20 protein-coding genes are annotated in these 23159 nt (G+C 65.5%); 2 read left to right on the top strand and 18 right to left on the bottom strand.

Going from position 1 to position 23159, the window contains the following annotated elements; genetic code table 11:
- Positions 1-276: 276 nt before the first annotated feature.
- From J2X92_RS25635 to tal, 9 genes are all read right to left on the bottom strand, one after another.
- The gene (locus J2X92_RS25635; RefSeq protein ID WP_307580035.1) at positions 277-1065 is read right to left on the bottom strand and encodes an L-iditol 2-dehydrogenase; all 789 of its coding nucleotides are present in this window, start codon (positions 1063-1065) and stop codon (positions 277-279) included.
- Entirely contained in the window at positions 1062-2450 is a 1389-nt protein-coding gene (gene dalD / locus J2X92_RS25640) for a D-arabinitol 4-dehydrogenase (protein WP_307580223.1), read from the bottom strand. The genes J2X92_RS25635 and dalD overlap by 4 nt, the downstream gene beginning before the upstream one ends.
- An 87-nt stretch (positions 2451-2537) precedes the next feature.
- Positions 2538-3575, bottom strand: a complete 1038-nt coding sequence (locus tag J2X92_RS25645) for an ABC transporter ATP-binding protein (protein ID WP_307580037.1) — start codon at positions 3573-3575, stop codon at positions 2538-2540.
- 17 nt (positions 3576-3592) lie between these two features.
- Positions 3593-4417: a carbohydrate ABC transporter permease gene (locus J2X92_RS25650; RefSeq protein ID WP_307580039.1), complete on the bottom strand. Its 825-nt coding sequence runs from the start codon at positions 4415-4417 to the stop codon at positions 3593-3595.
- Between the two features lie 5 nt (positions 4418-4422).
- Positions 4423-5280, bottom strand: a complete 858-nt coding sequence (locus tag J2X92_RS25655) for a carbohydrate ABC transporter permease (protein WP_307580041.1) — start codon at positions 5278-5280, stop codon at positions 4423-4425.
- A 147-nt stretch (positions 5281-5427) separates the two neighbouring features.
- Positions 5428-6738 (bottom strand): ABC transporter substrate-binding protein, encoded by a 1311-nt coding sequence (locus tag J2X92_RS25660; protein WP_055802271.1) that lies wholly within the window; start codon positions 6736-6738, stop codon positions 5428-5430.
- A 227-nt stretch (positions 6739-6965) separates the two neighbouring features.
- Positions 6966-7295, bottom strand: coding sequence for a DUF805 domain-containing protein (locus J2X92_RS25665; protein ID WP_307580043.1), 330 nt, complete (start codon positions 7293-7295; stop codon positions 6966-6968).
- Positions 7296-7420: 125 nt separating this feature from the next.
- Positions 7421-8983, bottom strand: coding sequence for a glucose-6-phosphate isomerase (pgi, locus tag J2X92_RS25670; protein ID WP_307580045.1), 1563 nt, complete (start codon positions 8981-8983; stop codon positions 7421-7423).
- 2 nt (positions 8984-8985) lie between these two features.
- Complete coding sequence (gene tal / locus J2X92_RS25675; RefSeq protein WP_307580047.1) at positions 8986-9945, bottom strand: transaldolase; 960 nt, start codon at positions 9943-9945, stop codon at positions 8986-8988.
- A gap of 241 nt (positions 9946-10186) precedes the next feature.
- Here tal and J2X92_RS25680 point away from each other — a divergent pair, with 241 nt between their 5' ends.
- Positions 10187-10867, top strand: a complete 681-nt coding sequence (locus J2X92_RS25680; protein ID WP_307580049.1) for a lipocalin family protein — start codon at positions 10187-10189, stop codon at positions 10865-10867.
- On the opposite strand, the gene J2X92_RS25685 is transcribed toward J2X92_RS25680, so the two are convergent.
- Genes J2X92_RS25685 through J2X92_RS25700 form a run of 4 tightly spaced genes read right to left on the bottom strand, consistent with a single transcriptional unit; the run spans position 10854 to position 15851 of the window.
- A complete protein-coding gene (locus J2X92_RS25685) occupies positions 10854-11495 on the bottom strand; it encodes an HAD family hydrolase (RefSeq protein ID WP_307580050.1) in 642 nt (213 codons plus the stop codon). The genes J2X92_RS25680 and J2X92_RS25685 overlap by 14 nt on opposite strands.
- A gap of 12 nt (positions 11496-11507) precedes the next feature.
- Positions 11508-12560, bottom strand: a complete 1053-nt coding sequence (locus J2X92_RS25690; protein WP_307580052.1) for an ABC transporter ATP-binding protein — start codon at positions 12558-12560, stop codon at positions 11508-11510.
- Between the two features lie 15 nt (positions 12561-12575).
- On the bottom strand, positions 12576-14837 hold the full coding sequence (locus J2X92_RS25695) for an ABC transporter permease (RefSeq protein ID WP_373424879.1): 2262 nt from the start codon (positions 14835-14837) through the stop codon (positions 12576-12578).
- On the bottom strand, positions 14838-15851 hold the full coding sequence (locus tag J2X92_RS25700) for an ABC transporter substrate-binding protein (protein WP_307580053.1): 1014 nt from the start codon (positions 15849-15851) through the stop codon (positions 14838-14840).
- Positions 15852-15992: 141 nt separating this feature from the next.
- Between J2X92_RS25700 and zwf the strand changes: the two genes are divergently transcribed.
- Positions 15993-17456 carry a glucose-6-phosphate dehydrogenase gene (gene zwf, locus J2X92_RS25705; protein WP_307580054.1) on the top strand — a complete coding sequence of 488 codons (1464 nt, stop codon included), beginning with the start codon at positions 15993-15995 and terminating at the stop codon, positions 17454-17456.
- A 4-nt stretch (positions 17457-17460) separates the two neighbouring features.
- Here zwf and ygiD read toward each other — a convergent pair whose 3' ends face one another.
- The 5 genes from ygiD to J2X92_RS25730 form a co-directional block, all read right to left on the bottom strand.
- Positions 17461-18393, bottom strand: coding sequence for a 4,5-DOPA dioxygenase extradiol (ygiD, locus tag J2X92_RS25710; protein ID WP_307580056.1), 933 nt, complete (start codon positions 18391-18393; stop codon positions 17461-17463).
- A gap of 56 nt (positions 18394-18449) precedes the next feature.
- On the bottom strand, positions 18450-19478 hold the full coding sequence (locus tag J2X92_RS25715; RefSeq protein WP_307580058.1) for an ABC transporter ATP-binding protein: 1029 nt from the start codon (positions 19476-19478) through the stop codon (positions 18450-18452).
- Entirely contained in the window at positions 19475-20545 is a 1071-nt protein-coding gene (locus tag J2X92_RS25720) for an ABC transporter ATP-binding protein (protein ID WP_307580060.1), read from the bottom strand. The genes J2X92_RS25715 and J2X92_RS25720 overlap by 4 nt, the downstream gene beginning before the upstream one ends.
- A 22-nt stretch (positions 20546-20567) precedes the next feature.
- On the bottom strand, positions 20568-21479 hold the full coding sequence (locus tag J2X92_RS25725) for an ABC transporter permease (RefSeq protein WP_307580062.1): 912 nt from the start codon (positions 21477-21479) through the stop codon (positions 20568-20570).
- 70 nt (positions 21480-21549) lie between these two features.
- Entirely contained in the window at positions 21550-23139 is a 1590-nt protein-coding gene (locus J2X92_RS25730) for an ABC transporter substrate-binding protein (RefSeq protein WP_307580064.1), read from the bottom strand.
- Between the last annotated feature and the right edge of the window lie 20 nt (positions 23140-23159).

Consider the following 23159-nt stretch of genomic DNA (forward strand, 5'->3'; position numbering starts at 1 on the left):
CAAAGGCCACCGGGTACTCCCCTCCGCGAATGTCCCCCGCCTTCGGCTCCTCCTTTATTTCGCTGCGGGGAGCACCCGGCGCCCTGTGCACACCGAGCGCTGCGGTTGTTCCGCTCGATCAACGACTGCTCTTCGCAACGCTCCCGCTGGCGGGGTGCCTTGCGCAGCGAAATAAAGGAGGAGGCCGCAGGCCGGGGGACATTCGCGGAGAAAGGTACCCCGTCGGCGGGAGCGCGCCCTGAACGATCAACGCAAGACAAGCAGAAGCCTTTCATCTCAGCTCATGACGTTACCGCCATCGACATTCAAGGTCTGCGCCGTGATGTAGCGCGCCTCGTCGCTGGCTAGAAACACCGCAGCACCCGCAACGTCCGCCGGCACGCCCATGCGGCCGAGCGGCACCTCCAGGCCCACACGGCGCTTCTTCTCGCCGGGGGGCAGCCCTTCGGCCTTGGCGAACAGGCTGTCGACATGGTCCCACATCGGCGTATCGACCACACCCGGTGCAATGCCGTTGACGCGAATACCGTGTGGCGCCATGGCCAGTGCGGCGCTCTGGGTGTAGCTGATGACCGCGGCCTTGGTGGCGCAGTAGTGCGACACCAGCGCCTCGCCGCGCCGCCCGGCCTGCGAGGCCATGTTGATGACCGAGGCGCCCTGCGTGCCGGCCTCGACCATGTGGCGCAGCACGGCCTGCATTACGAAGAACATGCCCTTCACGTTGACGGCAAAGAGCCTGTCGAACGAAGCCTCGTCGCTGTCGAGCAGCGGCGCAAGATCGAACACCGCGGCATTGTTGAACAGTGTGTGGATGGGGCCGAAGGCGACCTTCGCCTCGGCCAGCATGTGCGCGATGGCCTGCGTGTCGGTCACGTCGGCCGCGATGTAGGCGAGCTTGTCGGGATGTTGCTGCTGCAGCGCCCGCACCGCCTCGGGTGCCGCCACCGCGCGGTCGACCACGCTGCACCGCGCGCCCTCGGCAATGCAGGCCTCGGCCACGGCCAGACCGATGCCGCCACCGGCGCCGGTCAGCAGCACGTGGCGGTTCTTCAGACGTTCGCTCATATCGTTGCTCCTGGATTCACAAAATTCTTTACGCGCTCGCTCGCACTGCGCACGGCGTCGATGAGCCGCGCATCGCCCGCGATGAAGCCCCATAGTCCGACGTCCGAACACAGCGCGAGCACCGGATCGGCGGCGTCGCAAATCGCGTGTGCCACGGCCTCGTCCATGCCCTGGTCCTGGTAGGCATAGGGCAATGCCCCGCGATGCCAGAGTTGCAGGAAGGCAAGGAACAGCGCGGGCAACATCGCGACGCTGTCGATCGACTGCCCCGCGGCGAGCCGCTCGCGCACCGTGGGCGCGATGAAGCCCGGGATCTTCGAGAAACCATCGGCCGCCACGCGCTGGTTGGTGTCGCGGATCGCGGGGTTGCCGAAACGGTCGAGCACCACGTCGCGGTAGGCCGCAAGGTCGATCGGGCTTGGGCTGAGGCACGGGATCACGTCGTCGGTCACATAGTCGTGGGCCATCTTTCGGATCGCCGCGTGGTGCGTGCCCTCGTGGATGAAGTCCAACCCGATCAGCGTGCCGGCCCAGGCGATGCAGCTGTGCGTGGCATTGAGGATGCGGATCTTGGCTTCTTCATAGGGCTGCACCGATGCGACCAGCTCCACGCCCACGCGGCCCCAGTCCGGACGGCCGGCGGCAAAGTTGTCTTCGATCACCCATTGGATGAAGCTCTCGCCCGTGATGGCGGCCGCATCGTCGCGCCCGGTGGCAGCCTTCACGCGCGCGCGCAATTCGGGCGGCGGGCGCGGCGTGATGCGGTCGACCATCGCGTTGGGGCAGGCGGTATTCGCTTGCACCCATGCGAGCAGGTCGGCATCGCCGGCGCGCTCGATGAACTCGAGCAAGCCGGCACGAAAACGGTCGCCGTTGTGGCGCAGGTTGTCGCAGTTGAGGAGCGTCACGGCGCAGGCTTGCTCGGCTTTGCGCGCGCGCAGGATCGCGCAGACGGCACCGTAGATGGTCACGCCCTCGCCAGCCGCTTCGCCGCGGCGCGCGCGCTCGATGTCGGCCGCAAGGTCGCCGAACGACAGATCCAGCTTGCCCTTGGTGTCGAGGTAGTAGCCCGCCTCGGTCACGGTAAAGGACACGATGCGCGTGGATGGCGCCGCGCCGCGCGCGATCACCGCGGCTAGCGAGCGCTCCCACGGCAGCACTTCGCGAATGGCTTCGATCTGCTCATAGCGGTACTCGCCTGCGGGCGACACGGTTTCGAGCGTGTAGCGGCCGCCCTGCGCCTGCAGGGCTGCAACCACGTCGGCCATATCGGGCCGAATGTTGGCGCCCGAGAGCGACCAGCGGGTGTCGCCCGCATCGATCAGCCGCTGAAGGTAGACGGCTTGGTGGGCCCGGTGGAACGAGCCGAGTCCAAGGTGTAGCACCGTGAACTCGGAAGGAGATGGCGGAGTCGGCCCATCAACGGGCGCTGCTGCAAGGGTCACGGGAAATGTCCGTAAGAAAAAGAAGAATCAAGCCGAGACCGCGCGGCCTTCGCGGTTGAACAGATGCAGCACCGACGGATCGAGTTCGACCGCCACGTCGTCGCCCGCATTGAGCGGCGTGCGCTCGTTCTGGCGCGCGATCAGTGGCACGCCGCCCACGTCGACATGAATCAGCGTGTCGGCGCCCAGCGCCTCGATCAGCTCGACCCGCCCCGGCACGCCCGCAGCGGCGGCCTGCTTCGGATGCACGCGCAGGCCTTCGGGCCGCACACCCAGGAAACCGTCGTTCGGCAGGCGCCCGCCAGTGGCAGCGGAAAAACTCGGGATCGCGCTCGCCGCCACCATGTTCATCGACGGCATGCCGATGAACTGCGCGACGAACTGGTTGGCAGGCCGGTCATAGAGTTCGAGCGGCGTGCCGACCTGTTCGATGAGACCGTCTCTGAGCACCACCACGCGGTCAGCCAGCGTCATGGCCTCAACCTGGTCGTGCGTCACGTAGATGGTGGTGGCGCCGAGCGACCGATGCAGCTTGTGGATCTCGACGCGCGTGTTGCCGCGCAGCGCCGCGTCCAGGTTGGACAGCGGTTCATCGAACAGGAACACTTTAGGCGCGCGCACGATGGCGCGGCCGATGGCCACGCGCTGGCGCTGTCCGCCCGACAGGTCCTTGGGCGTGCGGTCAAGGTACTGCGTGAGATTGAGCGTCTTTGCCGCGTACTCGACCTTGGTCTTGATCTCGCTCTTCGAAACGCCCGCAAGCTTGAGTGCGAACGACATGTTGTCGTACACGCTCATGTGCGGATAGAGCGCATAGCTCTGGAACACCATGGCCAGGTCGCGCTTGCCCGAAGGCGCCCAGGTGATGTCCTTGCCATCGAGCAGCAGGTTGCCGCTGGTGATCGGCTCGAGCCCCGCAATAAGGCGCAGCAGCGTCGACTTGCCGCAGCCCGAAGGCCCGACGAAGACGATGAACTCGCCCTTCTGTATTTCGAGGTCGACGCCCTTGATGATGTTGACTTCGCCGAAGCTCTTCTTGATGTCTTTGAGTTGCAGGTAGGCCATGAGGTGTCTCCCTTTCTTTACTTGACGGCGCCGAAGGTCAAGCCCTGGACGAGCTGCTTCTGGCTGAACCAGCCGAACACCACGATGGGCGCGATGGCCATCAGCGAGGCGGCCGACAGCTTGGCCCAGAACAGGCCTTCGGGGCTGGAGTACGAGGCGATGAGCGTGGCCAGCGTGCCGGCCTTGGCCGAGCTGAGGTTGAGCGCCCAGAAGGCCTCGTTCCAGCTCAGCACCAGGCATAGCAGGCCAGTCGATGCGAGGCCGCCGATCGACAGCGGCAGCACCACATGGCGGAACTCGGTCCACAGGCTCGCGCCGTCCATGCGCGCGGCTTCGAGGATTTCGTTCGGAATGTCCTTGTAGGCGCTGTAGAGCATCCACACCATGATCGGCAGGTTCGACAGCGTGAATACAACCGTGAGCGCGGTGAGCGAATCCAGAAGGCCCGCCGTCTGGGCGAGCACGTAGATCGGCACCAGCGCGCCGACGGCCGGCATCATCTTGGTGGAGAGCATCCACATCAGGATGTCGCGTGTCTTGCTGGTGCGAAAGAAGGCCATCGAATAGGCGGCGGGCGCTGCGATCAACAGGCCGATGACGGTCGAGCCCAGGCTGGTGATGAGCGAATTGCGCGCATACAGCAGGTAGTCGCTTCGGCGCTGCACTTCGCTGAAGTTGTCGAGAGTGGGTTGAAAGATGAAGAGAGGCGGCACGTGGATGGCCTGCAGCTCGGTCTTGAAGGCCGTGAGAAACAGCCAGCCGAGCGGAAAGAACAGCAGCAGCGCTGCGGCCCACGCGCCCACGGTGCGCAGCAGTTGCGGAAGAAAATTGCTGGGTTGCATGGTCGTTAATCCAGGTTCTTGCCGATGATGCGGATCAGGAACACGGCCACGATGTTGGCCAGCACCACCGCGAACAGCGCACCGGCCGAAGCCACGCCCACGTCGAAATTCATCAGCGACTGCTTGAAGATCAGGTAGGTCATGTTGGTGCTCTCGTTGCCCGGGCCGCCATTGGTGGTGATGGCGATCTCGGCGAACACGCTGAGCAGAAAGATCATCTCGATCATGATCACCACCGCCATCGGCCGGCCGAGGTGCGGAATGGTCAGGTAGAAGAAGCGCTGGAACGCGCTCGCGCCGTCCATGCGCGCGGCTTCCATCTGCTCGCGGTCGAGCGACTGCAGCGAAGTGATGAAGATCAGGCACGCAAACGGCAGCCACTGCCAGGCCACCATGACGATCACCGAGAACAGCGGCACGTCGGTCAGCCAGTCGACAGGCTGCGCGCCGAAGAAGCGCCACACGTCGGCCAGGATGCCGTAGATGGGGTTCATCATCATGTGCTTCCACAGCAGTGCGTTGACCGCGGGCATGACGAAGAACGGCGAGATGAGCAGCACCCGCACGATACCGCGGCCTGGAAAGGGTTCGTTCACCAAGAGGGCGAGCAGCACGCCGAACACCACTGTGATGACGATCACGCTGCCGATCAGCATCAGCGTGTTCCAGGTCGCGGGCCAGAAGTCCGGATCGGTGACGAAGTAATGAAAGTTCTCGATGCCCGCGAACGTGCGCTCGCCGGGCTGCATGAGGTTGTAGTTCACGAACGAGAAGTACAACGTCATCACGAGCGGCACGATCATCCACATCAGGAGCGTGAGCACGGCGGGCGCCATCAGGGCCCGGGGCAGGAGTCGGTTCATGAGGAAATTCCTTCTCGTTGTCTCTGGCTCCTTCCCCCTCTGGGGGAAGGCGGGGATGGGGGCTCCCTAAATCGACCAGCGGCCGCGATTGACGCGCCGCTTGCCCCCACCCCGACCCTCCCCCGGGAGGGGAGGGAGAAAGCTCGGCTACTTGTAGTACCCAGCCTTCTTCATCTCACGCTCGGCCGCCGTCTGCGAGGTCTTCAGCGCCTGGTCGACCGTGACCTTGCCCGACAGCGCCGCGCTCATCTGCTGCCCCACCGCCACGCCGATGGCCTGGAACTCGGGAATGGCCGCGTACTGCACGCCCACGTACGGCGACTTGGGCAGCGTGCTGTCGCTGAGGTTGGCAGTGTCGATGGCCTTCTTCTCGGCCGCGGCGAACTTGGCGAGCTTCTGGAACTCGGGGTTCGCGTAGGTCGATTTGCGCGTACCGGTGGGCACCGTGGCCCAGCCGTGCTCCTTGGCGACCAGGTTGACGTACTCCTTGGAGGTTGCCCACTTCACGAAGGTCTGCGCGGCCGCGCCCTTGGTCGAGCTGGCGGGAATGGCGAGGTTCCAGGTCCACAGCCAGTTGGCGCCCTTGGGCGTCACAGCCACGGGAGCCTGGGCAAAAGCAACCTTATCGGCCACCTTTGACTGCTTCGGGTCGCTGATGAACGAGGCGGCGATGGTGGCGTCCACCCACATGCCGCACTTGCCCTCGTTGAAGAGCGCAAGGTTCTCGTTGAAGCTGTTGGCCGAGGCACCGGGCGGGCCATAGGACTTCATCAGGTCGACGTAGAAATTGATCGCGTCCTTCCACGGCTTGGTGTCGATCTGCGGCTTCCACTGCATATCGAACCACTGGCCGCCGTTGGTGTTGACCAGCGTGGTCAAGAACGCCATGTTGTCGCCCCAGCCCGGCTTGCCGCGCAGGCACATGCCGTACACCCCCGCCTTCGGGTCGTGGATCTTGCCGGCCAGCTCTTTCACCTGCGCCCAGGTGGGCTGCTCGGGCATCTGGAAGCCGACCTTGTCGGCCAGGTCCTTGCGGTACATGAGCATCGAGCTCTCGCCGTAGAACGGCGCGGCGTAGAGCTTGCCTTCGTACGACAGGCCGGCGCGGATGGCGGGCAGCAGGTCGTCGGCGTCGTAGGCGGCGTCGGTGGCAATGGGCTGGAGCCAGCCCTTCTTGGACCAGATGGGCGCCTCGTACAGGCCGATGGTCATCACGTCGAACTGGCCGCCCTTGGTGGCGATGTCGGTCGTCACGCGCTGGCGCAGCGTGCCTTCTTCCAGCGTGACCCACTTGAGCTTGATGTCGGGATTGGCTTTCTCGAAGAAGGGGGTGAGCTTCTGCATCTCGATCATGTGGCCGTTGTTCACGGTCGCAATCACGAGTTCGGTGGCGGCCTGGGACAGGAGCCCCGTGCCGGCGAGTGCGAGGACGAGGCCCGCTTTCAGAAAACGCTTCATGTTGTCTCCTAGAGGTGAGCGACGCCCTGTGCCGGGTCGCCGTGGCCTGGATTCTGGAGAAACGCCCTTGCGGCTTTGGTACTGCGTCAGGCCACAGTGGTACTTTGATGCACCAATTAGCTAGGATATTCCCTAGTCGACGCAATACAGCATGGAAGTGGCCATGCAAAAGGGCCGCTTGCGCGGCCCTTGGATGATTGTTCTCTGGCGCAGCAGGCGCCCGGGCATCAGGTGGCAGGCACCCCGTGCGGGTTGCTCTCCGGTTGCGAGGGCTGCACGTAGAAATAGATTAAAACCAGGTTGACGAGCGGAATGATCATCAGCAGCTGGAGCCAGCCACTCTTGCCAATGTCGTGCAGGCGGCGCGCGCCCACGGCCAGCGCGGGCACCAGGAAGCCCAGTGCCGCAATGACGTACACGTACTGGTGGATCAGGCTCGCCACGATGAGAACGATGAGCTCGGCCAGCACGAACCACCAGTACTCCGAACGCGACGCACGCCCATTGAAATCGGCGTATTTGCTGAAACAGGTCTTGACCGCTGTTTGAAAGTCCATTGATCGACTCCTCATGATTGTTCCCAGGGAAACTTCCCCGGGCTGATCATATCGGCGGGTCTTTCAACTGCAAATTCGGCCATTGGTTCTCAAACCAATGGCCTAGTGCCTCGCCTTCCAGCGAATCAGGCTCGGGTACCGAGCCGTTTCAAGAGGCCCGCCGTCGACGCGTCGAGCCCCGTGATGTCGCCGGTCGCCAGGCGCGGCTCGATGTCCTTCGCGAGCACCTTGCCCAGCTCCACGCCCCACTGGTCGAAGCTGTTGATGCCCCACAACGCGCCGCTGGTGAACACGCGGTGCTCATACAGCGCGAGAAAGGCTCCGAGCGATTCGGGCGTGAGCTTCTCAAAAACGAAGAAGCTGCTCGGCCGATTGCCCGGAAAGTTCTTGTGGCCGCCGGCATCGAGCTTGCCGACCATCAGCGCCTGCGCCTGCGCGAGCGCATTGGCCAGCAGCTTGGGGTGGTGGCCGTCGAGGTCGTGTGCCGCATCGCGCACCGCCACGAATTCGAGCGGAATCACATCCGTCCCCTGGTGCAGCATCTGGAAATAGGCGTGCTGGCCGTTGGTGCCGGGCTCGCCCCAGAGCACGGGCGATGTGCCCAGGCCTGCGGGCAGAGGTGCACCGCTCGCGTCGACTTGCTTGCCGTTGCTTTCCATCTCGAGCTGCTGCAGATAGGCCGGCAAGCGCTTCAAGGCGCTGTGATAGGGCGCGATGCTGCGGCTGGTGAAGCCGTGGAAATTGCGGTACCAGACGTCGAGCAGCCCAAGCCGCACCGGCAGGTTCTGCGCCAGCGGCGCGGTGCGGAAGTGCTCGTCCATGGCGTGCGCGCCCGCCAGCAAGCGGCGGAAACCATCTGCGCCGACGGCAAGCGCAATCGGCAGGCCGATGGCCGACCAGAGCGAATAGCGTCCGCCCACCCAGTCCCAGAAGCCGAAAGTGGTGTCGATGCCGAATTGCTTTGCGGCCTCGACATTGGTGGTGAGCGCTGCGAAGTGGCCGGCAATGTCGGTGCCGCCCGACTGCTCGTACCAGCGCCGGGCTGAGAGCGCGTTGGTCATCGTCTCGGCCGTGGTGAAGGTCTTGGACGCGATCAGGAACAGCGTGTGCTCGGGAGCCAGGTCCCGCAGCACGCCGGCCAGTTCATGGCCATCGACGTTCGAGACGAAGTGAAAGCGCTTGCCCGGTGCCGCGAACTCGGCCAGCGCGAGCACCGCCATCTGCGGCCCGAGGTCGGAACCGCCAATGCCGATGTTGACCACGTCGGTGATCGTGTGATCGCCGCGCACCTTCTCGGCATAGGCCAGCATTGCGTCGAGCGTGGCGTGCACTTCGCACAGTTCGGCGGCCGTGTTGCCCACGGAAGCACCAGCCGGCGCGCGCAGCAGCGTGTGCAGCACGGCGCGGTCTTCTGTATTGTTGATGTGCGCGCCGGCAAACATGGCGTCGCGGTGCGCCTCCAGGCCGCACTCGCTCGCCAGCGTGAGCAGCAGCTCTTCGGTGCGCGCATCGATCAGGTTCTTCGACAGGTCGGCAAACACATGCGGCGCCTCCTGGCTGAAGCGCTCGAAACGCCCCGCATCGTCCACGAAGGCGTGGCGCACGTCGAACTGGCGGCCCGCGGTATCGAAGTGACTCTGCAGCTGCGCCCAGGCGGGCGCGCGGTCGCAGCGAAGGTTCATGGCCATGTTTACTTGCCGCTTTCCTGCATGAGTTTTTCGAGCTTCACGGCGTCGGCCGCAAAGGCGCGGATGCCTTCGGCCAGCTTCTCGGTGGCCATGGCGTCTTCATTGAGCGCAAAGCGGAAGCCCGCCTCGTCGTAGCTCAGCTTCTCCATGGTGGCGGTTGCGGCGGCTTTCTTCGCGTCGAGCGCGTGCTCGAGCGGCGCATCGTTCGCGGCCAGTTCGGCCAGGAGCTCGGGGCTGATGGTCAGCAGATCGCAGCCGGCCAGGGCCTGGATCTGCCCCACATTGCGGAAGCTCGCGCCCATTACCTCGGTCTTGATGCCGTGCTGCTTGTAGTAATTGAAGATTTCACGCACCGACTTGACGCCCGGATCGTTCACGCCCGCGCTGGCGGCCTCATCCCACTTGGCGCCGGCCGACTTCTTGTACCAGTCGTAGATGCGGCCGACGAAGGGCGAAATGAGCTGCACACCGGCCTCGGCACAAGCCACCGCCTGCGCGAACGAGAACAGCAGCGTGAGGTTGGTGCGGATGCCCTTCTGCTCGAGCGCACGCGCCGCCTGGATGCCTTCCCAGGTCGAGGCCACCTTGATCAGCAGGCGCTTCTGGGTGTCGATGCCTTCTGCCTTGTAGAGCGCCACGATGCGCTCGCCGCGCGCAATGGTGGCGGCGGTGTCGAACGAGAGGCGGGCGTCGACTTCGGTCGACACGCGGCCCGGAATGATCGAGAGAATCTCTGCGCCAAAGCGCACCAGCAGCCGGTCGATGACTTCGTCCAGCGGCTTGCCCGCATGCTTCTTGACGGCTTCGTCGAGCAGCGGCCGGTATTCGGGCTTCTGCACTGCCTTCAGGATGAGCGACGGATTGGTGGTCGCGTCCTGTGGCTTGGAAATGGCGAGTTGCTTGAAGTCACCGGTGTCGGCGACCACGGTGGTCCATTGGCGGAGAGCATCGAGTTGATTCATGTCGAAGATTATCCTGTGCGGGTGATGACAAGTTCTGCACGCTGTTGCGCTGGGGCCGATGTTTTCATGCGCACCGTAGCACGGGTTTTCGCCTCCACTGCGTCGGCCTGTAAGCGGCAGGGGCGTACGCGGCCCCGCCGCCCTACAAGTGCTGTGGTCCGCCGCTGACGGCAGCATTGCCGCTGGCGGGCTAGCCTGCGGCTTCCCGCCTTGATGCTTTCGACCACAGGAGTGCCCTTCCATGCCTTGCCGACGTCGCACCGCAGCGCCCGCCGCTGCAGCAAACCGCGCGCCTTTCGACGACCGCCGCACCAGCGCCGCCATCGGCACACTGGCCACTGCCTTCGTCGTGGGCGGCGTGGCAACCTGGATCGCCCTGGGCGCGGGGCGCACCGCACGTGCGCAGCTCGCTGGCCCCGCCGACGGCGCGCCGCTGATGCGCGCGCCGCTGCAGGTGGTGGCTCCGGTCGACATCCAGCGCTATGCCGGCACCTGGCACGAGCAGGCCCGCTTGCCGAACCGCTTCCAGAAGCAGTGCGACGGCCCAGTCACCGCCGAGTACCTCCCCCAGCCCGACGGCACGGTGCAGGTGCGCAATCGCTGCGTACGGCCGGATGGCAATTTCGACGAGGCCGTGGGCACGGCCCGCGTGGTGCCGGTCGCGGGCCAGCCCGGCGCGGGCCGGCTCGAAGTGCGCTTTGCGCCGTCATGGCTTAGCTGGCTGCCGATGGTATGGGGCGACTACTGGATCCTGAAACTCGACCGCGACTACCAGGTGGCGCTGGTCGGCACGCCAGACCGTGAATATCTATGGGTTCTTTCGCGCGCGCCGCGCCTGGAAGACGACGCATTGCAGGCCGAATTGGACTACGCCGCCAGCCTCGGGTTCGACACGTCCAAAGTGGTGCTCACCGGCCGATAGACGAAGCAGCCGGCAGGTATCGCGCCAGCTGCGCCGCCAGTGCGGCGGGGTGAGTGCAATGGATGGCATGCCAGCCGAAGGCGCGCGCCGCCTCCACGTTGGCCGCCGAATCGTCGATGAACACCGTTTGCTGCGGATCGAGCGAATGGCGCACCGCCAGCAGTTCATAGATTTCGCGATTCGGCTTGATGAACTTCACGTCACCCGAGAAGACACCGCCATCGAAACGCCGCAGGAAGCCGAGCCGGCGCTCGAGGGCGCGTGCATACGGCGAAGGCATGTTCGAGAGGTAATAAAGGCGCAGCGCGTCGCCGGCGTCGCGGCGCGCGAAAAGGCTTTCAAGCAAGTCGACAGTGACGGGAATCGGCTCCAGGCGCTCGCCCAGGTTGCCAAGCATGTCGTCGAGCCGCGCGGCCGGAAGCGAGAGCCGCTGGGCCATGCGCGCAATCGCATCTTCGAGCGAGCGCGTGCCGCAGTCGAAGCACATCCAGTCGTCATGGTGAAAAAGCGCCCGGCCCAGTGCCGCGGCGGCAAACTCAGTGGGGGCGTGCTCGGGAAGATGGGCCTGCACCAGCCGCGTGGGCTCCCATGCCAGCAGCACGGCGCCAAGATCGAAAACCACGTTCATGGCGCCATTGTTTCATGTGCCGGGCACCACGCTGACGCCGTGCGCCGCCAGCGACAGCGTGGCCTGCGCGCCCGCGGCCAGGGGGCGCGACAGATCGGCCGACACCACGAAGACCGGACCGAGCGGCGTGTCGAAGCCGTATTCATAAAAGCTGCCGAGGTAGGCGGCCTTGCGAAGCGTGGCGGGCAGCCCCTCGCCGGCGTCGGCAGCACCGATCTCCCAGGCCTCGGGCCGCACCGCCACCTTCACCGTACCAGGCGCCACGGCATGGCGCGGCTGCAGCCGCAGCGGGCCGAGCACCACGCTGCCGTCGGCCTGCGCCACGGCGGGGAACACCATCGCCTCCCCCATGAAGCCGGCGACGAATTCGCTCTCAGGCCGGCCGTAGAGCTGCTCGGGCGTGCCGCGCTGGGCGATCACGCCGTGGTCCATGACGATGATCTGGTCGCTCACGGCCAGGGCCTCGCTCTGGTCGTGTGTGACGTAGGCCACCGTGAGTTTCAGCCGCTGCTGCAGCGCGCGGATTTCCTCGCGCATTTCGCGCCGCAGGCGGGCGTCGAGGTTCGAGAGCGGCTCGTCGAACAGCAGCACCGCGGGCTCCAGCACCAATGCGCGCGCCAGGGCCACACGCTGCTGCTGGCCACCCGAAAGTTCGCTGGGCAGTCGCTCGTCGAAGCCGACCAGTCCCACACCCCTGAGCGCTTCGCGTGCGCGGACCGTCGCATCGTCCTTCTTCACGCCGCTCATGCGCAGGCCGTAGCCCACGTTTTCGATCACGTTCATGTGCGGGAACAATGCGTAGCTCTGAAACATCATGCTCACGTTGCGCTCGGCCGGTCCCAGCGTGGTGACGTCGCGTCCGCCCATGAGGATCGAGCCGGAGGTCGGCGATTCGAGCCCCGCGATCATGCGCAGCGTGGTCGTCTTGCCGCAGCCTGAAGGCCCGAGGATGGTGGTGAGCGTGCCCACCGGCACCTCGAAGCTGATGCCCTTGACCGCCAGCGGTCCGTTCTTGTCGGTGCCATAGCGCTTGGTGACGTTGCGGAATTCGATGCCGTTGCTCATGTGTTCTTTTCCCGATCAATGCACCACGGGCGCGGCCACCATCGGCACGCCCGCCTTGCGCCGCCCCAGCTTGCGCTCCCCGACCACCCACTGCACCAGCGCAATTGCCACCGACATCAGGATCATGAGCACCGTGCAGTAGGCGAGCGCAATGCCGTAGTCGCCGTTGCCGACGCGACCGATGATGTAGGTGGTGGCCAGTTCGTTCTCGGCCGTAACCAGGAAGATCACCGCGCTCACCGTTGTCATCGCGCGCACGAAGCTGTAGACCAACGCGGCCACCAGCGCGGGCTTCAGGAGCGGCAGCACCACCTTGAAGAGGGTCTGCGACGTGGAGGCCCGCAGCATCAGAGAGGCTTCGTCGAGCGACCGGTCGAGCTGCTTGAAAGCCGCCGTGCCAGCGCGCACGCCCACCGGCAGATTCCGAAACATGAAGCACAGCACGATGATGAGCCCAGTGCCCGTGAGCTCGAACGGCGGCACGTTGAAAGCCAGGATATAGCTCACGCCGAGCACCGTGCCTGGAATGGCAAAGGCCAGCAGCGCGCCGAACTCGAACACGCCCTGCCCCTTGAACTCGTTGCGCGCCAGCAGCCACGCAATGAGCAGCCCGAGCGCCGCGGTGATCGGCGCCGAGATGCCTGCGAGCTTGAGCGTGGTAATCAGCGAGTTCCACGCCGTACCGGCCCAGACCAGGCCGAACTGCCCCCACTCGAGCGAAAAGGCATTCTTGAAGTGGTTGAGCGTGAAGCTGTAGTCGCGGCCCCAGGTCTGCACGAAGCCACCCGCAAAGGCGAACAGGTAGACCACGGCGGTGAACGCGATCCACGGCAATGCGATGCACTGGATGGTGCGGCGCACGCCGTCAGGCAGGGCCATTGCAATGCCTGCATCGCCCTTGCCGCTCACGGTGGTGTAGTTCTGCTTGCCGAGCACGCCGCGCTGCAGCGCGAAAACGCCGAGCGCGAAGATCGTCAGCACCCACGCCAGCGAGGCCGCGCGGCCCTGGTCGTATTGCGCGCCGACAATGGCAAAGAAGATGTCGGTCGACAGCACCGAGAACTGGCCGCCCACCACCACCGGGTTGCCGAAGTCCGCAATGCTCTCGATGAAACCCACCAGAAAGGCATTGGCCAGCCCCGGCTTCAGGAGCGGCAGCGTGATGGTGAAGAAGGTGCGGCGGCGGTCGGCGCGCAGCATCTGCGCGGCCTCTTCGAGGCTTGGCGCAATGCCCTGCACCACGCCGCGCATGATCATGAAGGCAATGGGCGTGAAGGCGAAGAGCTGTGCCACCAGCACGCCCGACATGCCGTAGAACCAGCGCGTCGGCTCGATGCCGAACACGTTCTCGAGCAGCTGGTTGACGATGCCCGCACGGCCGAACAGCAGGATGAGGCCCAGGCCCACCACGAAGGGCGGCGTGATGATCGGCAGCAGCGCCAGCACCCGCAGCGCGCCCTGCCCGCGCTTGCTGCCGCGCTCGGCCATCAGCGCCATCAGCGTGCCTAAAAAGGTTGTGCCGGCAGCCGTGAGCAAAGCCAGCACCAGCGTGTTCCAGGCGACGCCGCAGCGCACTCCGCCCGCTATGCAGCCCAGTCCCCAGATGCGTTCGGTGAACACGCGTGCGATGAACGCGGTGATCGACCATTGCCCGTCTTCATTGAAGAACGCACCCGCAAGCGCCTTGCTCACCGGGTACGCGATGAACAGCGCCATCAGCACGCCGCAACCGATGACCGCCGCGGCCACGAACAGGTCGCCCTTGAACAACCCCAGCCGCGCAATGCCGAAGGCCGCCAGCAGCGTGAGCGCAGTGAGCGCCATGAAGCCGCCCGCGCCGATGCCGAACTGGTTGATGGCCAGTTCACCGAACTGCGCATTGAGCGCCGCGAAGCTCCAGCCGCGTGCGCCAATCACAAAGCCCGTAATGGCAAGACCGATGGCGCCTATGGCGCCGCCCGCCAGCAGCCAGCGCCCCTGCGCCCGGCCTGCGGGCAGCGAAGCGCCGACGGCGCACATCACCAGACCCGCAAGGCCGATGAAGAGCCAGCTGCGTCCTTGCGTGGCCGCCTGCATCAGGCCGTTGGCGCCTTCGGCTTGGCCGAAGACCTGCGGAATGGCCTCGTACCAGGTCGAATCCTGGATCGCATACCAGGGCAGCACGAAGTAGGCGGCAAAGCCCAGAGCCACCCAGGCCCAGATCCAGCGCTGCGACCGCCGGGCCGAGGCCACGGCGGCCGGATTGACCGGCACGGCGCCGGCGACGACGGTGCCCACTTAGCGCGGCAGCGAGTTGACGTCTTTTTCCCAGCGCGCGATCAGGCGCCGACGCTCGGCGCTGGCGCCGTACTTGGCGTAGTCGTAATTGATGAACTTGATCTTCTTGAAGTCCGGAATACGCGGGTCGAGCTTGGCTGTGGTGTTGCTCGGCAGCTGGAACTGCTTGTTGGCGGCGCCGAGCTCCTGCGCACTGGGCGTCAATGCCCATTCGTAGAACTTCTTTGCGGCCTCGAGGTTGCGGGCGCCCTTGATGATGCTCATGGAGCCGATCTCCGCGCCGGTGCCATCGCTGGGCGTGATGGTCTCGACCGGGAAACCCTGCATCTTCTCGCCCGGGCCGTCATGCACGAAGCTGATCGACACCGCCGTTTCGCCGCGCGCCACCGCCTTGATAGGGCCGGTGCCGGAGCGCGTGTACTGCCCCACGTTCTTGTGCAGCGCCTTCAGGTAGTCGAAGGCCTTGTCCTCGCCCATGAGCTGCACCAGCGTGGCGATCATGGTGTAGGCAGTGCCGCTCGACGCGGGGTTGGCCACCTGGATATCGCCCTTGTATTCGGGTTTGAGCAGGTCGGCCCAGGTCTTGGGCACGGGCAGCTTCTTCTTGGCGAGCAGTTCGGGGTTGTAGCCGAAGCCCAGCGGGCCCGAATAGATGCCCACCGTCTTGTACCCTGACTGCTTGGCCTGCTGCTGGGCCCACGGGTGAAGCTGGGCCAGCGTGGGCGACTTGTATTCGAGCGTGAGGCCCTGTTCCGCCGCCTGCAGGTGCGGATCGCCGGTGCCGCCGAACCAGACGTCGGTCTTGGGGTTGTCCTTCTCGGCGATGAGTTGGGCCAGCGCCTCGCCCGAGCCCTTGAGCGACATGTTGATGCGGGTGCCGGTGGTGCGCGCATACACGGTGGCAATCACGTTGCACCATTCGGCCTGGACCGAGCAGATGACGTTGACCGTGCCCTGGGCCGATGCGGCGGCCGACAAACCCAACAAGGCCGCTGCAGTAAATAGCTTCTTCATGTGAAAACCTCGCCTCGAAAACAAAAATAGGCCTTTCGGCCGGGGTGGAGCGTAGCTTTCGTACAGGTTTCATGAATCGGTACAAGTACCATTCGGTTGAAACAAGCCCACTCGGCACCAAGACAAAAGGAAATTCGACACATGAGCTTCGATCTCGTTCTGTTCGGCGGTACTGGCGATCTTGCATGGCGCAAGCTGATGCCGGCGCTGTTCCAGGCCTTCAGGCACGGCAGCCTGCCGAAAGACGGACGCATCGTCGGCGTGGCGCGGGACGACCTCTCGGACGATCAATACCGCGAACTGATCCAGTCGCGATTCAATGCGGTCGAAGGCGCCAAGCGCCCTTCGGCCGAAGAGTTCGAGAAGTTCGCCTCGCTGCTGCACTACCTGCGCATGGACTTGTCCAAGCCGGCCGACTACGCCCGCCTTGCCGATCTGCTGAAGCAGCGCAACGCCGACACGGTGGTGATGTACGTGGCCACGGCGCCGGCGCTCTTCACCCAGGTGGTCGAGCAGGTTGCCGCGGCGGGCCTGAACGGGCCGGCGACCCGGATCGTGCTCGAGAAACCCCTGGGCCATGACCTGGCGTCCAACCGCGCGATCAACGCCGCGGTGTGCAAGGTGTTCGAGGAGAAGCAGGTCTTCCGCATCGACCACTACCTGGGCAAGCCATCGGTGCAGAACCTGTTTGCGATGCGTTTCGGCAATGCGCTGTTCGAGCCGATCTGGCGCCGCGAGCACATCGCCAACATCCAGATCACCATTGCGGAAGACCTGGGCGTGGAGAAGCGAGGCGCCTTCTACGACCAGACCGGCGCGCTGCGCGACATGGTGCAGAACCATGCGCTGCAGCTGGTCTGCGCCATCGGCATGGAGCCGCCGATCAACTCGCATGCCGATGCCATCCGTGATGAGAAGCTCAAGGTGCTGCGCGCGCTCAAGCCCTGGACCTCCGAAACGCTCGGGCTGCATGCGATTCGCGGCCAGTACACGGCGGGCACCGCCTACGGCGAGCGCGTGCCGGGCTACAGGGACGAACCCGGCGTCGATCCCGAGAGCCGCACCGAAACCTTCGTGGCGCTGCGCACCGAAATTGCCAACTGGCGCTGGGCCGGCGTGCCGCTCTACATCCGCACCGGCAAGCGGCTGGCGTCGCGCGATGCGCGCATCGAGGTCAACTTCAGGCCCACGCCGCACGCGATCTATCGCGCGCCTTCAGGGGCAGTCAACAAGCTGGTGATCAACCTCCAGCCGAAGGACGGTCTGGAGCTTCACATGCTCGCGCAGGCGCAGGACAACCGCCAGCGCAACGGCCACAGTGCCGCGCAGCTCGCGCCGGTGCAGCTCGACCTGGACTTCGACAAGCGCTTTGGCGCCGAGCGCGTGGGCGCGTACGAACGGCTGCTGCTCGACGTGATCGATGGCCGATTGAACCTGTTCGTGCGCAGCGACGAGCAGGAAGAGGCTTGGCGCTGGGTCGAGCCGCTGATCGACAGCTGGGCGTCGGACGGCGGACCGCGCCCGTATGCGGCGGGCACCTGGGGCCCCAGCGCATCGAGCGCGATGATTGCGCGCGACGGCTTCTCGTGGGGCGAGGAGCAGTAGCGCGTCAGCCGAACTGCAGGCAGCGCATGCTCAGCGTGCCTGATTGGAACCCTTCATAGATCGTCTTCGCGCGCTCGCTCGACCCCGCGGCCCCTAGGGCGTAGAGAAACGGAAAGTAGTGGTCGGGCATCGCGACCGCGGTCGCGGCGCCCTCGAGCTTTTCGTAGGTGACCAGCGCTCGGTCGTCCCGGCCCGCCAACGCCGTCTTCACCGCATCGTCGAACGATTGCGCCCACGGCCGGCTGGCCGTGAGCCCATCGGGCGTGCCGCGGTCGGTGGCGCGCAGGTTGTGCACCACATTGCCACTCCCCATCACGAGCACGCCCTTGTCGCGCAGCGCCGCAAGGTCGCGGCCCACAGCGTAGTGAAAAGCCGCCGGCTTGTCGTAGTCGATGCTGAGCTGGAATACGGGGATGTCGGCCTTCGGGTAGAGGTGCTTGAGCACGGTCCAGGTTCCGTGATCCAGGCCCCACTGTTCCGTGCCGATCACCGAGGTCTGCCGCACCGCGCCCAAGGCTTCGCGCGCCAGTGCTGGATGGCCTGGCGCCGGATACTCGACGTCGAAAAGCGCCTGCGGAAAGCCACCGAAATCGTGGATCGTCTTCGGCCGCTCCTGCATTCCGACGCCGGTGGCGCCGCGGCTCAGCCAGTGGGCTGAAACGCTCAGGATGGCCGAGGGCTTCGGAAGCTCCCGGCCCCAGGTGGACAGCCGGCGCGTGAAAGCGTTGTCGGCCAGCGCGTTCATGGGCGAGCCGTGGCCGATGAAGATGACCGGCATCCGCTGCGAAGGCGCGCCCCCGGCGGCGTGCGACAACGAACTGAGGGAAGCCAGCGACCCGGTCGCTCCGAGTGCGGAGCTCATGAGAAAGCCGCGGCGGCCGAGCTTTGCCTGCATCGCTTGGCGAATGCCTTCGCTGGAGTTCTTCTTCATTGTCATGGCGGCACTCTGCATCGGCCTCCCCCGCACGTCAGTGCGTTTGCGCACACCTTCGGCTAGATGCGATCTTCTTCCACCGCATGGCAGGCCACCTGCACGCCCTTGATGCTCAACAGCTGCGGCCGCTCGGCCGAGCAGCGTGCATTCGCATGCGGACAGCGCGGATGGAACGCGCAACCCGTGGGCGGATTCAGCGGGTTCGGCACTTCGCCCTGCACCGGCGTGCGCGAGCGGCCGGTGTGCTTCATCTGAGGAATGGCGTCCAGCAGCATGCGCGTGTACGGATGCTGCGGCTTGGCAAAGAGCTTCTGCTTGTCGGCCACTTCGACCAGCCGGCCCAGGTACATCACGCCGACCTGATCAGCCACGTGCCGCACGACCGCGAGGTTGTGCGAGATGAAGAGATAGGTCAGGCCCCGCTGGCGCTGCAGGTCCTTCATGATGTTGAGGACCTGCGCCTGCACGCTCACGTCGAGCGCGGAGGTGGGCTCGTCGCAAACCAGGAACTCGGGCTCCGTGGCAAGCGCGCGCGCAATCGAGATGCGCTGGCGCTGGCCGCCCGAGAACTGGTGCGGGTACTTGCTCATGTCCAGCGGCGAGAGGCCGACTGACTTGAGCAGCTCGCCCACGCGCTCGCGCAGCTCGGCCTTGCCGCTGAGGATGCCGTGCTCGCGCAGCGGCTCGCCGATGATGTCCTCGACGATCCAGCGCGGGTTGAGGCTCGCGTAAGGATCCTGGAAGATCATCTGGATGCGGCGGCGCAGCTTGCGGCCTTCGGCGGTTTTGAACGCGGCATGCGCGTCTTGCCCGTCGAACTGCAGTCCGCCGCGTGTCGGCGCATACAGGCCGACCAAGAGGCGCGCCACCGTGCTCTTGCCGCAGCCCGACTCGCCCACCAGCGCCAGCGTCTTGCCGCGCTCGATGGAAAAGCTCACGCCATCCACGGCATGCAGCAGCACACGCGGCTTGCGTTCAAGCACGCGGTTGAGCCACGGCGGCGAGACGTCGAAGGTGCGGGCCAGGTCGTGGGCGACCACGAGCGGCTCGCTGCCTGCAGGTTTGCGAGGTTCGATCACAGCGCTCATCGGGTCACCTCGGCAAGCGGTGCAGCCGCATCGGGTGTGGCGCGTTCGCCGGCAAGTTGTGCATCGTGATGCCGGGCCGCGAGCTCGGACTGGCCGCGGTGCGGATCGGCAGCATCGTGCAGCCAGCAAGCGGCGCGCGTGGCGCCCGCGTGCATCAACTCGGGACGCTCCGTCAGGCAGCGCGCAAAGGTGCGCGGACAGCGCGGGTTGTACGCGCAGCCCTTCGGAATGGCGTTGAGCCGCGGCATCGCACCGTCGATCTGATTCAGCCGTTCGCGGTCGCTGGTCATGTCGGGAATCGACGCCATCAGGCCGGAGGTGTAGGGATGCGCCGGCTGATGGATCACTTCGTGCACGGGCCCGATCTCGGCGATGCGGCCCGCGTACATGACGGCCACGCGGTCGCAGGTCTCGGCGATCACGCCCATGTCGTGCGTGATGAGCATCACGGCCGCGCCGCGCTCCTTGCAGATGCGCTTGAGCAGCTGAATGATTTGCGCCTGGATCGACACGTCGAGTGCGGTGGTCGGCTCGTCGGCCACGATGAGCTTGGGCTCGGCCGCCAGCGCCAGTGCAATCACCACCCGCTGGCGCATGCCGCCCGAAAACTGGTGCGGAAAATGGTCGATGCGCTGCTCGGCGGCGGGAATGCCGGTGTCCTGCAGCAGGCCGATGGCGCGGCGCCGCGCCTCGGCCTCGGTCACCGGCAGATGAGCGCGGATGGTTTCCACCAGCTGCCGGCCGACTGTGTAGAGCGGATTCAGCGAGGTCAGCGGGTCCTGAAAAATCGCGCCGATCTTGCGGCCACGAATCGGTCGCATCGCATCGAAACCGAGGTTGTCGATGCGATGGCCTTCGAGCAAGATTTCTCCGCTGGCCACGCGGCCCGGCGGCTCGAGCAAGCCGATGATGGCCGCGCCGGTGAGCGACTTGCCCGCGCCCGACTCGCCGACCACACCCAAAATTTCGCCGGGTGCGATGTCGAAGGAAATTCCGTCGAGCGCGCGCAGCGTGCCGCGGCGGTGCGGAAACTCGACGACGAGATTTTTGACCTGGAGCAGCGTCATGGGTGGCGTTGTCCTTTTTGTTTCAGCGCAGACGCGGGTTCAGCGCATCGCGCAGCCAGTCGCCGAGCAGGTTCACGCTGAGCGCAATCAGCACCAGCATCAGGCCCGGAAACACGGTGATCCACCATTCGCCCGAGAACAGATATTGGTTGCCGATGCTGATCAGCGTACCCAGCGATGGCGATGTCGGCGGCACGCCAACGCCGAGGAACGACAAGGTCGCCTCGGTGATGATGGCCGTGGCCACCTGGATGGTGGCGAGCACCATCACCGGCCCCATCACGTTGGGCAGCACGTGGCGCAGCATGATGCGCAGCGGCGCCACGCCGGTCACGCGGGCGGCCTGCACGTATTCCTTGTTGCGCTCCACCAGCGTGGAGCCGCGCACGGTGCGCGCGTACTGCACCCAGCCGGTCAGCGAGATGGAGATGATGAGCACGCCGAAGGCCAACGACTCGTGCGCATTGGGAAACAGCGCGCGGCCGACACCGGCAATCAGCAGCGCCACCAGGATGGGCGGAAACGACAGCATCACGTCGCACAGGCGCATGAGGAACGAGTCGAGCCAGCCGCCGAGAAAACCGGCGAGCAGGCCGAGCACCACGCCGACCGTGATCGACAGCATCACCGACACGATGCCGACGATCAGCGAGATGCGCGCGCCGTAGATCACGGCCGAGAGAATGTCCCGACCCTGGTCGTCGGTGCCGAGCAGGTATTTGGAGGAGCCTTCGGCGCTCCATGCGGGTGGCAGGCGCGCGTCGCCCAGTTCGAGCGTTGCAAGGTCGAACGGATTGTGCGGCGAGACCCACCCCGCAAAGACCGCGCAGAACAGGCAGGCCAGCGCGATGAGCGCCGCCACCATCGCCACGGGCGAGGTGCGAAAGCTGTAGCCGACGTCGCTGTCGAGCCAACGGGCGAGTGTTTTTTTCATCGTGAGGAAAAAGGATGGGCCCGCAAGAAGCGGGCCCATGGTCTGGCCGCTCACCGAGCGGCCGGCAGGATCACGGCTTGATGCTCATCCATTTGAATGGCATGTAGTTGTCGGCCATTTGCGTCAGCGCCACCTTCTTGCTCACGCCCCAGGCGAGGGTCTGCTGGTGCAGCGGCAAGTGGCCGATGTCGGCGGTGTGCAGGTCGAAGGCCTCCTTGAGCATCGCGTCGCGCTTGGGCTTGTCGGTCTCCGACTGGATCTTCTTGGTGAGCTCATCGACCTTGGGATTGCAGTAGGCGCCCAGGTTGAACTGGCCGGCGCCGGTCTTGTCGTCGGGGCAGGCCATCAGCGCGGTGAGAGCGTTGTGCGAGTCATAGGTGGTGGGCGTCCAGCCCAGCATGTAGAAGCTGGTGTCGCGGCGCAGCACCTTCGGAAAGTAGGTGCCCTTGGTCTCGGCAGCGAGGTTGATCTTGACGCCGATCTTCGCGAGATTGGAGGCCACGCTCTGGCAGATCTGGCCGTCGTTCACGTAGCGGTCATTCGGACAGTTCATCGTCACTTCGAAACCGTTCGGATAGCCGGCTTCGGTCAGCAGTTTCTTGGCGGCCTCGACGTCGTAGGGCAGGCGCTTGTCCTGGGCTTCGTTCCAGCCGTTGATGCCGGGGCCGACCATCAGCGCGGTGGGGCGCGAGGCCCCGCGCATCACGGTACGCTGGATGCCGGCGATGTCGATGGCCTGATAGAAGGCTTGGCGTACGCGCTTGTCCTTGAACGGGTTCTTGCCCTTGACGCTGGAGTACAGCAGCTCGTCGCGCTTCTGGTCCATGCCCAGGAAGATGGTGCGCAGCTCGGGGCCGGAGATGACGCGTGCCGTCGGGCTGGCGTTGACGCGCGCGATGTCCTGCACGGGCACCGGCTCCATGACGTCGACCTCGCCCGAGATCAGCGCCGCGACGCGAGTGGCCGGGTTGGCGATCGGCGTGAAGATGATCTCCTGCGCGTTGCCTTCGATCTTGCCCCAGTAGGTCGGGTTGCGCGTGAAGACGGTGCGCACGTTCGGCTGGCGCTCCCGTACGCGGAACGGGCCCGTGCCGTTGGCCTTGAACGAGGCGGTGTTCTCGATGCCCTTGCGGCGGTCGACCGGCGTGACGGCCTTGTTCTCTTCGCACCACTTCTTGCTCATGATCATGAGCTGGGTGATGACGTCGGGAAGAATCGGGAACGGGCCCTTGGTCTCGATTTCGATGGCGTGCGAATCGACCTTGCGCACTTCCTTGATGTCGGTGGTGTTGGACTTCATGTCCGAGCCGTCGCCCGAGGCGCGAGCGAAGCTGAAGAGCACGTCGTCGGCCGTGAAAGGCGTGCCGTCGTGAAACTGGACGTTCTTGCGCAGTTCGAAGCGCCACACGGTGGGCGAGGTCTGCTTCCAGCTGGTGGCCAGCAGGGGCGCAACGCTCAGATCCTTGTTGCGGCCGACCAGCGTTTCATAGACGTTGGCGGTGGTGCTGAGCTGCAGCGACTCATTGAGCGAATGCGGGTCGAGCGACAGCGCATCGCCCTGGTTCGCGATGCGGATGGTCTGCGCATTGGCCAGCAGGCTGGTGGCACCCAGCAGGCACAAAACTGCGACCGCGGCCGCCTTCTTCTTCTGGAAACTCATTGGGAACACTCCTCGGGTTG

Origin of the sequence: Variovorax paradoxus (assembly GCF_030811855.1) — a bacterium.
Classification (GTDB): domain Bacteria; phylum Pseudomonadota; class Gammaproteobacteria; order Burkholderiales; family Burkholderiaceae_C; genus Variovorax; species Variovorax paradoxus_L.

Bases quoted from the DNA above. Each gene is read 5' to 3' on its own strand.
- J2X92_RS25725 (WP_307580062.1), bottom strand. From the start codon at position 21,479: ATGAAAAAAACACTCGCCCGTTGGCTCGACAGCGACGTCGGCTACAGC.
- J2X92_RS25720 (WP_307580060.1), bottom strand. From the start codon at position 20,545: ATGACGCTGCTCCAGGTCAAAAATCTCGTCGTCGAGTTTCCGCACCGC.
- zwf (WP_307580054.1), top strand. From the start codon at position 15,993: ATGAGCTTCGATCTCGTTCTGTTCGGCGGTACTGGCGATCTTGCATGG.
- J2X92_RS25660 (WP_055802271.1), bottom strand. From the start codon at position 6,738: ATGAAGCGTTTTCTGAAAGCGGGCCTCGTCCTCGCACTCGCCGGCACG.
- ygiD (WP_307580056.1), bottom strand. From the start codon at position 18,393: ATGACAATGAAGAAGAACTCCAGCGAAGGCATTCGCCAAGCGATGCAG.
- J2X92_RS25635 (WP_307580035.1), bottom strand. From the start codon at position 1,065: ATGAGCGAACGTCTGAAGAACCGCCACGTGCTGCTGACCGGCGCCGGT.
- tal (WP_307580047.1), bottom strand. From the start codon at position 9,945: ATGAATCAACTCGATGCTCTCCGCCAATGGACCACCGTGGTCGCCGAC.
- J2X92_RS25665 (WP_307580043.1), bottom strand. From the start codon at position 7,295: ATGGACTTTCAAACAGCGGTCAAGACCTGTTTCAGCAAATACGCCGAT.
- J2X92_RS25715 (WP_307580058.1), bottom strand. From the start codon at position 19,478: ATGAGCGCTGTGATCGAACCTCGCAAACCTGCAGGCAGCGAGCCGCTC.
- J2X92_RS25700 (WP_307580053.1), bottom strand. From the start codon at position 15,851: ATGAAGAAGCTATTTACTGCAGCGGCCTTGTTGGGTTTGTCGGCCGCC.
- J2X92_RS25690 (WP_307580052.1), bottom strand. From the start codon at position 12,560: ATGAGCAACGGCATCGAATTCCGCAACGTCACCAAGCGCTATGGCACC.
- J2X92_RS25680 (WP_307580049.1), top strand. From the start codon at position 10,187: ATGCCTTGCCGACGTCGCACCGCAGCGCCCGCCGCTGCAGCAAACCGC.
- J2X92_RS25645 (WP_307580037.1), bottom strand. From the start codon at position 3,575: ATGGCCTACCTGCAACTCAAAGACATCAAGAAGAGCTTCGGCGAAGTC.
- J2X92_RS25655 (WP_307580041.1), bottom strand. From the start codon at position 5,280: ATGAACCGACTCCTGCCCCGGGCCCTGATGGCGCCCGCCGTGCTCACG.
- J2X92_RS25650 (WP_307580039.1), bottom strand. From the start codon at position 4,417: ATGCAACCCAGCAATTTTCTTCCGCAACTGCTGCGCACCGTGGGCGCG.
- J2X92_RS25730 (WP_307580064.1), bottom strand. From the start codon at position 23,139: ATGAGTTTCCAGAAGAAGAAGGCGGCCGCGGTCGCAGTTTTGTGCCTG.
- J2X92_RS25685 (WP_307580050.1), bottom strand. From the start codon at position 11,495: ATGAACGTGGTTTTCGATCTTGGCGCCGTGCTGCTGGCATGGGAGCCC.
- pgi (WP_307580045.1), bottom strand. From the start codon at position 8,983: ATGGCCATGAACCTTCGCTGCGACCGCGCGCCCGCCTGGGCGCAGCTG.